This window comes from Paenibacillus sp. oral taxon 786 str. D14 (assembly GCF_000159955.1).
GTDB classification, from domain to species: Bacteria; Bacillota; Bacilli; order Paenibacillales; family Paenibacillaceae; genus Fontibacillus; species Fontibacillus phoenicis.
The window spans coordinates 464,293-474,842 of sequence record NZ_GG695970.1; the positions used below are offsets into that span (position 1 = coordinate 464,293).

The following is a 10,550-nucleotide window of genomic DNA, read 5'->3' on the forward strand; positions in this document are numbered from 1 at the left end:
AGGTGATGGAAAGGATGGGTTAGGCATGTTTAACGTGATTCCCTGCAACCCCAATGCAACAGAAGAAGTGAAGGCGTTATTAAACTATTTTAACGAGCTGTCAGGTAATGGAATTATCACGGGTCAGCATACTCAGACCACAAAACAAGAGGAATTGAAGTATATTCAGGAAGCCACAGGTAAACTGCCTGCTCTTTGTGGGTTTGAGCTTCTGAGTTACTCCCCGAATATTAATCGACTTCAAAGCAGTGAAGAATGCCTCCTTGAGGTGAAGGAAAACGAGAACACCCTGGATAACGCCTGGGAATGGGTAACTCGCCAAAAAGGACTGATCACATTTACCTGGCACTGGTTTTCACCCATGGGTGGAAAAGATAAGAGCTTTTATACAGAACATACAGATTTTGACGCTTCGCGGGCGATTGTGGAAGGAACGGCTGAGCATAAAGCGTTATTATCGGATATGGATTATATGGCAGACTTGCTTAAGCCCTTCTGTGACAAGCGAGTACCGATTCTTTGGCGACCTTTTCATGAGGCGGAAGGTGAGTGGTTCTGGTGGGGAAGTCAAGGGCCTGAGGTGGCCAAGCAACTTTATCTGATCATGTTCGACCGTTATACCCGTGTGCATCAACTGAACAATCTGATTTGGGTATGGAATTCACCGTTACCGCAAGGGTACGTCGGGGACGACAAGGTTGATATCATCTCCAGGGATTTGTATCCGCCTGCCCATCAGCACACGGATCTTCGCCAGGAGTATGAGGAGCTAATCCAAATTACGCCAACCGAGAAGCTGGCGGCATTAGGTGAGATCGGCTCTATTCCCAGTATTCCCGCGCTGGCGGAAACACGGGTCCCTTGGTTATGGTTTATGACCTGGTCCAACGATTACGGTAAGTCTGAGTTATTTACAACCAAAGAAGAACTACGCAGGGCGTATCATCATGACTATGCTATCACCCTGGATCGCTTGCCCAGATTATATTGATACACCTTATAATATTAACATCAGGCCGTTACAGCCCCTTGTCGGTAAAAGGGGTTGTTTTCATATTCGCGAAGTTTGAGGGGCAACCGTATGAAGATTGTTAGATTATTTAATGACATTCGGATTAAAAGGAAAATATCGCTGACTTTTATTACGGTAGCAGTTATACCCTTACTCGTATGCGGGATCTTCTTTACTGGAAAATTACGAGAGATCATGGTTGAGAATGCCATGAAACAAGCAGAGGATAATGTTGATCGCGTGCGGAAGCGGACTGCAGAAATCATTAATGTTCCATTGGATGTCTCATATCAGCTATCCAACGATACACGGATGAAGTCGATCGCAAACCACAGGTATGACAGCTATATCGAAGTTATTCAAACGTATCGGGAATACACGGATATCCGTGATTATGTAAGGTTGTACAAGGAAGTTGGTGCCATCCGGTTATATACACAAAATCCAACGATGCTGAACAACTGGGAGTTTATGCAGCCAAGCGACGAAACGATACAGGCTGATTGGTACCAGACAGCTCTGGCGAAGAAAGGATTGGTCGGATGGGGGATCATTCAAGATGAGCGTGATCAGAAAGATTATCTTAGCTTAGTGCGAAGGATCAACCTTGATGTTCCTGGCAAGGACAGCGTGCTTGTCATCAATGTGAATACTGAACTGCTTGATTCCGTCCTGTCCCAGGAATCTTTCCCAACCGCTATTGTAGATGACCACAACCGTATTGTAGCTGCAAATCACTCGAAATTGTACGATAGTGATTTTTCCGAAATCTATTCTGCAGCAAATACGCTGACTCAGAATGTAGGGAGCTTTGATGCAATCGTGGACGGGAAAGCTTCCAAAGTGGTTATTGCCGATTTAGTACCGGCAAACAGTTGGAATGGGCTGCGCGTGATCTCCGTATTCTCTGAATCCGCCATCTTCCGCGAAGTGAATGGGGTGATTCGTTATGCTGCTCTCGTTATCGGAATATGCCTGTTTGTTGCTGTCATGCTCGTTCAGGCCTCAGCAACTCTTATGACGAGTAGACTGTTGCGTTTAAGTCGTCATATGTCTAAGGTTGGAACAGGGTCATGGACGGTTTATCCCGATTTGGATGGAAAGGATGAGATCGGTCAGCTATCCCAGCGATTCAATGCTCTGGTAGGCAGGCTAAGCCAATTGATGAAAGAAATGGATGAGGCTAACCGTCAGAAACGGAAGTTAGAACAAAGGCAAAGCGAGATCAAGTTGAAGATGCTTGCGAGCCAAATCAATCCGCATTTCCTGTTTAATACGCTGGAATCGATCCGGATGGAAGCCCATCTGCGCGGCGAGGAGGAGATTGCACATGCAATCTGGCAGCTCAGCGCTTTGATCCGGAATGGCTTAGAAGTCGACAACGGTAAAATCTCGCTGTCCAGGGAGCTTGATATGGTCAAATGTTATTTGGAATTGCAAAAATTCCGATATGAGGATCGGTTGAACTATAAGCTGGAAGTTGAGCCGGGTATCGAGGAAATTGAGATTCCCCCTTTGATTATCCAGCCTCTCGTGGAGAATTCGATTCTTCATGGATTGGAACAGAAGGAGGAGGGAGCAACAACGATACTGATTCGAGCATACTTTGATGATAACGGCAGAGTCTGTGTAAACATTTTTGACGATGGTGCTGGAATTGCTCCGAAGAGACTGCAGGAACTGAACCGCATGTTAAACGAACCTGAGGAAGAAGCAGGTCAGCGAATCGGTTTGCGCAACGTACACGACCGGTTGAAGCTGATCTATGGAGACGGCGCAGGATTGACCATTGGAAGCCAAGAGGGGGAAGGGACCCAAATTTCATTTTGTATCCCTAAGGAGGGAGGAGTCTATGTTCACTGTGATGATCATTGATGATGAACCGAAACAACGCCTCGGCCTGCAGACGTTGATACCATGGAGTGATCTGGGTTATGAGGTGGTGGGTACTGCGTCCAGCGGGAAAGAAGCGCTCCAGTCGCTTGAGCAAGATGTTCCCGATTTACTCGTGGTGGACATCCGCATGCCTGGAATGGACGGCTTACAACTGCTCCAAGAGATAAGACAAAGGGGGTGGAAGGTGCATGCCGTTGTGCTGAGCGGCTATGCTGACTTTGAATACGCCCGCCGCGCGATGCAATACGGTGTGGAAGGATATTTACTCAAGCCCGTGAACAAGCAAGAAATGTCAGCTCTGCTCGAGAAACTGCATGCTCGGCTGGTTGAGCAGCAGGCTCAGCAAAATAAGACATACACCAGGGAATGGCTGGTATATTCGCTGTTGTCCGGTTCTCTGGACGAGAAGGAAGATCTCGATAAGTTGTCTGCTTCGCTTGGACTTGTCTGGTCGAAATATCAGATTGTACTGTTGGATTTTTCAGGCATTGGTTCGGAGGAGGATGAGCGCATTGTTCGTTTTCGGGAGCGGCTAAACAAGATCTGTGCGTCGGACAGGAACAGCGTCGTTCTGAGTATGACCTCGTCGATTGTACTGTTGCTCGGGAGATTACACGCTGGTAAATTTGAACGGGAACGATTTTACCGTGAGATGTATTTGCTAGCTGAAGACCTGCGTGATGAGATGAACATGGCCGCAGGTGAAGTGGTTCATTCGTTGAGCGAAATTCCGATGTCGTTTCATACCGCCCGTTCACTGTTGGATCGCAGCTTTTTTTATGACAGGGGGCAGCTGCTGACTCCAGAAACTCCGGTTTGCTATTCGATGGTTGACCAACGCGGTGAAATACCGGCTAAAGAGGATTTAGCTTTCCGCCTTTCCTATTACGTCGAGGTGGGGCAGACGGAGATGATCCGTACCTTATTGGATCGAATTGCAGCACGGATGGTTCACCAGGGAGAAGGTGAAGAGGAGGTTCGCAAACGATTCTTCTACTTAGCCAGTGAAGCAGTGCGCAATGTTCCTGTAAAGGTATGGGATGAGGCAGGATATGAGGGAGGAGGGGCCTCCCTGTTTTTGGCAAACCTTAGCGGTGCACGGACCTTCCGGGAACTCGTCGACAAGGTCGGCGATGTTTTGGAAAGGTTGGCCCGTTGTACCAATTATTGCAGCAGAGGTAATGAAATTCGGCGCATGCTCGACTATATCGATCGACATTACGAAGAGAACTTAAAGCTGGAGACGTTGTCAGAAGTGTTCAACTATAGCAGTTCGTATCTCGGTCAGCTATTTAAGAACGAGACGGGCGAATATTTCAACGCTTATTTGGACAAAGTTCGAATCGAAAAAGCAAAGCAATTGCTGAGGCAAGGGATGAAAGTATACGAAGTGGCTGAACAGGTTGGTTATGCCAACGTGAATTATTTTCATCACAAATTCAAAAAGCTCGTAGGGCATTCTCCGTCGTCCTATCAAAAAAAAGCCGATCTGAAAAATGATGGCGCTTACAGAAATGATTGGAGATCATGGAATGAAAAGTGTCAGAATTGAAGATATGGCTCCAGCACCCCGTTTACCATATGCTTGAAGCATAAGGAGGGGATGAATGGAAATGAGGAAAACACACTTATCCAAGGTTCAGCCTATGAAATGGAGAAAATCGAGTTTGGTAATTTGTGCGGCTTTGTTGTTCTTGCTGGGAGTGATCGGGAACAACGCTGCTGCGATTGCGGCTGATTCTTCTTCGGGGGAGAAGACTTCAGCCAAGCGGATGGCCGGCATCACGGTTACTTACAAGGAAGCGGTATTAGAGGGATATGGCATCGAAAAGAGGGAACGCGTTCCGGAAGCAAATGATACGCTGTATAACGGTGAAGGATATGTCTCATTCTTTTTCGAAGAGAATAAAAGCACTTCCGATCCAATTGGCAGCGCCACGTTTAAGGTGAACGTGCCTGAAGCTGGCTTGTATGCGCTGACGGTTGGTTACTATATTCCCCAGGGATATGGCAATAAAGCAACAGTTATCCAGGTGAATGGCATGGGAACAGAGGAGTTGACGCTTGAGGCACTGCCTGCAGAGCAAGTCCGAGAAGAGAAGATGCTTACGAAAATCATGTTGAATGCCGGCAGTAATACGATCCAATTTATGCGGGGATGGGGATACTACGGTATTGAATATATCAAGCTAGACCTTGCAGATCCACCGGAGCCCGGATATTTAAAGGCCACCGATATACTAACCAACCCCAACGCGACACTCGAAGCCAGGGCACTGATGAATTATTTGCTTAACCAATACGGACGAAAAATTATTTCCGGTCAGCATACGCTTCAGGATGCCGAGTGGATCAACCAGCAAATTGGGAAGTATCCGGCAATTTTATCATCAGATTTGATGGATTACTCTCCTTCTCGTGTCGAGAAGGGAGCGGTGTCCTCTGAAATTGAGAAATTACTCCAATGGCATGAACGAGGCGGGATTGTATCTTTATGCTGGCACTGGAATGCGCCGAAGGGAATCGGCGGTGATGAGCCAGACCGTGAATGGTGGCGGGGATTTTACACCGAATTCACTACTTTTGACGTAGAGTATGCGCTTCAACATCCGGAGTCTGAGGATTATCAGCTATTGCTCAGGGATATTGATGCAATTGCCGTTCAACTGAAGCGCTTGCAGGATCATCATGTCCCCGTGCTTTGGAGACCGCTTCATGAGGCAGAAGGAGGTTGGTTCTGGTGGGGGGCGAAGGGACCGGAACCGGCGAAGCAACTCTACAGATTGATGTATGACCGATTGACCAACCATCATAAGCTGAACAACTTGATTTGGGTATGGAACTCTGTGCAGGAAGAATGGTATCCGGGTGATGATGTTGTCGATGTCGTTACTGTCGATATTTACAACCCTACGGGTGACTACCATCCCAATATTTCAAAATACGACAAATTACTCTCTTTGACGAGCAGCAAGAAAATCGCAGCTTTAGCGGAGAATGGCCCTATCCCAGACCCTGATTTGTTGCAGGGGTACGGGGCAGATTGGAGTTTCTTTACTACATGGACTGGTGACCACATCAGAGACGGTAAGACGAATACGTTGGAACATTTGCATAAGGTATACCACCACGATTATGTTTTAACGCTTGATGAGCTGCCTGCGGATTTATTTACTAGCCTTATTTATAAGGCGGAATACGGACAACCATTCGGGCTATTTAAGGAAGAGGGACACCGTTCTACGACATCAGGGTTTGTTTCCAGTCAGAAGGGAACAAACGGCAAGCTGAAATTCAAGGTTAATGTTGCGCCGGGAACGTATACGGTTACGGTGCGATACAAAGCAGTCAAAGGCGAGAAACAGGGCAAGGCCATTGTGAACAGCCAATCTGCGATAAAGTATACCCTTTCAGCTACGAAGACGTGGAAGGAGATCCCTATAGGACAGATCACGCTGCCAAAAGGAGAGAATGTAATTGAGTTCCCATCGATTGGAGCCGGGGTGAGCATGGATTATGTGAAGCTGACCCGCTCGTCCGAGTAATTCTCGGGGAATGATCCCCTGGACGGTCTGAAGTGGTAAGGGTCGTCAGGGGAGGCTGCCCCCTTTCCTTGAAAAACAATGAAATTAACAGTAAGAATCTTAAATCTTTGGATGAATTTCTACGGAATCCAAGTTATGTTTCAGCCCCCTGGTATCCTTTATGATGGTTACTGAGAGGGGGGAAACGAATAGATGAAAGCGATAACAGCAGAAATCAGGACTGAAGTGAGGCCGGCGAAGAAGACACACTGGTGGAAGGTGTTCAGGAACCAGAAGTATCTGTATATGATGTCCATTCCGTTCGTCATCTGGGTGTTTGTATTTCAGTATCTGCCGCTCTGGGGCTGGACAATGGCCTTTCAGAACTATAAGCCAGGTAAAGGATTTCTGGAGCAGAAGTGGGTCGGGTTTGAGCATTTCCAGACGTTATTTAGAGACGACCATTTTTACTTAGTTCTTAGAAATACCTTGGCGATGAGCTTTATGGGACTGGTGGCTGGTTTTGTGTTCCCGGTGATATTCGCATTATTGCTTAATGAGGTGCGACTTCAGTTTGTAAAACGTTTTGTACAGACCGTGTCATATCTCCCGCACTTCGTGTCTTGGGTTGTGGCGGCGGGAATCGTCTCCAAAATGCTGTCGACGGACGGCGGTGTTGTTAACTCGTTACTAATGAGCCTTCATATAATCGATGAGCCCATTCAGTTCATGTCCAATGGCCGTCTGTTTTGGGGAATTGTGACCGGTGCGGATGTCTGGAAGGAAACAGGCTGGAATGCGATTATTTACTTGGCAGCGATCTCCGGCATCGGGCCAGAGTTATACGAAGCTGCGAGAGTAGATGGCGCCAGCCGGTTGAGACAGATATGGCATATTACACTGCCAGGTATTCGTCCGACGATTATCGTGTTGTTGATCATGTCGATTGGACATCTGGTTGGAATTGGGTTCGAGAAGCAGTTTCTGTTGGGTAACCACATGGTGAGCGATTATTCTGAGGTGCTGGACCTATATGCTCTAAATTACGGATTATCTATGGGACGGTATTCTTTCGGTACTGCGATAAATATTTTTAATTCCGTGATCTGTGTGGTATTGCTGTTCGTCGCAAACGGTATGTTCAAAAAATTCACAAATGAAAGCATCATGTAACTTAAGGAGGCAATCTGATATGGCAGCACCAGGTTCCTCGATAGCCAATCATCGCACGAACCGAATAAAACGGGCCTCCAAGCCTCTCCAGGATTGGATTTTTGACGCGGTTGTGTATGTGTTAATCGCATTGATTACAGTAGTTACCTTATATCCATTTCTCAATGTGCTGGCTATCTCATTTAACGATTCCGTGGATACCGTTAGGGGCGGGATTACCATTTACCCGCGGGAGTTCACATTGGAAAATTACAAGGTGATCTTTGGTTACACTGGACTGATCACGGGATTTAAAATTTCGGTGCTTCGGACGATCGTGGGCACGTTAGCAGGCTTGGTCAGCGGATCGATGGTCGCTTATACACTAGCACGGCGAGATTTTCAAGGGAGACGATTTGTTTCGGTGTTTCTAGCCGTAACAATGTATGTCTCTGGAGGTTTGATTCCTGGTTTCATCCTGATTAAAAACCTGCACTTAATTAATACGTTTGCCGTGTACATTCTCCCAGGCCTTGTAAGCGCATTCAACATTTTTGTCATTCGTTCTTTCATCGATGGGATTCCGTACGCACTGCAAGAATCAGCTAAACTTGACGGAGCGAACGACTTTACGATTTATTGGAGGATTATTCTTCCGCTCTGTAAGCCTGCATTAGCGACGGTTGCTTTGTTTTTGGCTGTCGGGCAGTGGAATTCGTGGTTTGATACTTATCTATTTAATGGATCCAATGAAAGTCTCACTACGTTACAGTATGAACTGATGAAGGTACTGCAGAACACCTCGATGAACGCTAACAATGTTAGAGGGGACAATATGAGCCAACTGATGGCTCAGGTATCTCCAGACTCTGTGAAGATGGCGATTACTATTGTTGCGACTGTACCGATTCTTGTCGTTTACCCGTTTTTACAGAAGTATTTTGTTAAAGGGATGACGCTTGGTGCAGTAAAGAGCTGATAGAACAAGGGGATAGTCATAACTTGTTTTGCAGGACAGGTCTTGTCTAATCATATTTAATTGAAAGCAGGGTTGAGCTATGTTGAAGATGCAATCCAAACGAGGGTTTATTACCGCCTTGGCTTCTACACTTCTTTTCAGTCAACTCATCGGTTGCAGCGGGGGAGCTAAATCCAGTGAAAAAAATGATCCAATCAATAACGCTTCAGATTCCAGTCCAATTACGTTAACTTATTTTTCTGAAGATCCAAGTGCGAACTGGAATAATATGCAGGATCGAATCGGCAAAGTGATCACTGAGAAAACGGGCGTCATCCTGGATGCTGAGTTTGCGGTGGGTGATCCTACTCAGAAGGTGTCGATCATGGCAGCTACCGGTGAGGTTCCAGATTTGATTGCAGCTAAAGCGGATTTGGGGAAGCTGGTGGATGTTGGTCTGGTCCTCGACTTAACGAACCTGATCGAGGAGCATGCACCCAATATTAAAAAAATGCTGGGCGATAAGATCGTCCGCGCCCAATACAGTCTTGAAGATCCGTCAATCTATGCCATACCAACCTGGTCTTCAGTAGACGAAAGGAAACTGAAGCCTGATTACGGTTTTCAATTACAGCATCGCGTTGTCAAAGAAGCGGGTTACCCAGAGATTCGCACAGTTGAGGATTTTGAGAAGGTCATAAAGGATTATCTGGATAAGCATCCGACAGATGAAAACGGCAACAAAAACATTGGGCTAACGTTAAACGCAGACGATTGGCATATGTACCAGGTGACGAATATGGGGTTCTTTACAACCGGAGCGCCGGATGACGGCGAATACTATGTAGATCAGGAAACATTCGATGTAACTTACCATTTCCGTCGTCCGGAGGAACGGGAGTATTTCCGCTGGCTGAATCACATGAACGATATCGGATTACTGGATAAAGAGAGCTTTGTACAGAAGCGGGATCAGTTTTTGTCCAAGGTGGCTTCCGGGCGGGTGCTCGGTTTGATCGATCCGGCCTGGGACTATGGTGAAGCGCAGCAAGCATTGAAATCGGAGGGGAAATACGACCAAACATACGGTCATTATCCTGTAACAATGTCCAAAGAATACAAAGATACCAGCTTTTGGCCAGCCGGATTTGATGGTGGGTACGGAATTGCGATTTCCAGCAGCTGTAAGGATCCGGTGAAGGCAATTAAATTTTTGGACTACTTGGCTTCAGAAGAAGGTCAAATCCTCATAAACTGGGGGATTGAAGGCATTGACTATATCGTACAAGACGGCAAAAGAATAGTCCCTCCGGAGGTCCAGGAAAAAATGGATAAAGAGGGGAACAGTTACTTGAAGGAGTCGGGTCTTGGGACATACTGGAATCTCTCGGTTCACTACGGGGATGGAATCAAGGATTCCACGGGTAACTACTTCACGAAAAATAACGAAGAATTACTGGCTGCCACTTACAGTGAGCCAGAGAAAGAAGCATTGGCCGCTTACAATGTTCAGCATTGGCGTGATCTTTTTCCGAAAGAGGAAGAATTCCCAGAACGCAAGGCAGGCGCAGTTTACAATATCTCACTGCCCAGCGATAATATCGCCAACATTCTTGGGGCTAAGATGAAGGACATTACCTGGAAAAGGATTCCGGAAGCGGTCATGGCTAAGCCGGAAGAGTTCGATAAGATTTGGGACGATTATATGGCGGAGTTGGAAAAAGCCGGGGTAGAAGAAATGGAAGAAGCTTACGGTCAGTTTGTTAAGAACCGGGTAAAGCTTTGGTACGGCGAATAGAACAGATCATCTTATGATGTAATATATTGAAGATGTCTCCTTAGCAGGCATAGCTCACAAGTCTATGCCTGTCATAAGGGGACTTTTGTTTTCTTTGCCGAATGTTCAGGTACTTAATAGGGATTCATCGTTGAATCAGGTTACGAAATCTATATTAAAGTGGTACAATTGGAAAAAGAAAGCACTTATTCTAAGGAGCTGTTATCGGTG

7 protein-coding genes are annotated in these 10,550 nt (G+C 46.4%); all 7 read left to right on the top strand.

The features are described 5' to 3' along the window. On the top strand, nt 1–991 hold a 991-nt coding region (locus tag POTG_RS02210), incomplete at its 5' end, for a glycosyl hydrolase (RefSeq protein ID WP_232282200.1). 90 nt (nt 992–1,081) lie between these two features. Beyond that, entirely contained in the window at nt 1,082–2,887 is a 1,806-nt protein-coding gene (locus tag POTG_RS02215; RefSeq protein WP_009223160.1) for a cache domain-containing sensor histidine kinase, read from the top strand. Beyond that, nucleotides 2,877–4,460, top strand: coding sequence for a response regulator transcription factor (locus tag POTG_RS02220; protein ID WP_232282210.1), 1,584 nt, complete (start codon nt 2,877–2,879; stop codon nt 4,458–4,460). The genes POTG_RS02215 and POTG_RS02220 overlap by 11 nt, the downstream gene beginning before the upstream one ends. Nucleotides 4,461–4,515: 55 nt before the next feature. Beyond that, entirely contained in the window at nt 4,516–6,453 is a 1,938-nt protein-coding gene (locus POTG_RS02225; protein ID WP_009223162.1) for a glycosyl hydrolase, read from the top strand. 192 nt (nt 6,454–6,645) lie between these two features. Continuing rightward, on the top strand, nt 6,646–7,605 hold the full coding sequence (locus POTG_RS02230; protein ID WP_009223163.1) for an ABC transporter permease: 960 nt from the start codon (nt 6,646–6,648) through the stop codon (nt 7,603–7,605). Nucleotides 7,606–7,624: 19 nt separating this feature from the next. Beyond that, nucleotides 7,625–8,563: a carbohydrate ABC transporter permease gene (locus POTG_RS02235; protein ID WP_009223164.1), complete on the top strand. Its 939-nt coding sequence runs from the start codon at nt 7,625–7,627 to the stop codon at nt 8,561–8,563. A 79-nt stretch (nt 8,564–8,642) separates the two neighbouring features. Then, entirely contained in the window at nt 8,643–10,340 is a 1,698-nt protein-coding gene (locus tag POTG_RS02240; protein ID WP_009223165.1) for an ABC transporter substrate-binding protein, read from the top strand. The last annotated feature ends 210 nt before the right edge of the window (nt 10,341–10,550 follow it).

Bases quoted from the DNA above. Each gene is read 5' to 3' on its own strand.
- POTG_RS02215 (WP_009223160.1), top strand. From the start codon at position 1,082: ATGAAGATTGTTAGATTATTTAATGACATTCGGATTAAAAGGAAAATA.
- POTG_RS02220 (WP_232282210.1), top strand. From the start codon at position 2,877: ATGATCATTGATGATGAACCGAAACAACGCCTCGGCCTGCAGACGTTG.
- POTG_RS02225 (WP_009223162.1), top strand. From the start codon at position 4,516: ATGGAAATGAGGAAAACACACTTATCCAAGGTTCAGCCTATGAAATGG.
- POTG_RS02230 (WP_009223163.1), top strand. From the start codon at position 6,646: ATGAAAGCGATAACAGCAGAAATCAGGACTGAAGTGAGGCCGGCGAAG.
- POTG_RS02235 (WP_009223164.1), top strand. From the start codon at position 7,625: ATGGCAGCACCAGGTTCCTCGATAGCCAATCATCGCACGAACCGAATA.
- POTG_RS02240 (WP_009223165.1), top strand. From the start codon at position 8,643: ATGTTGAAGATGCAATCCAAACGAGGGTTTATTACCGCCTTGGCTTCT.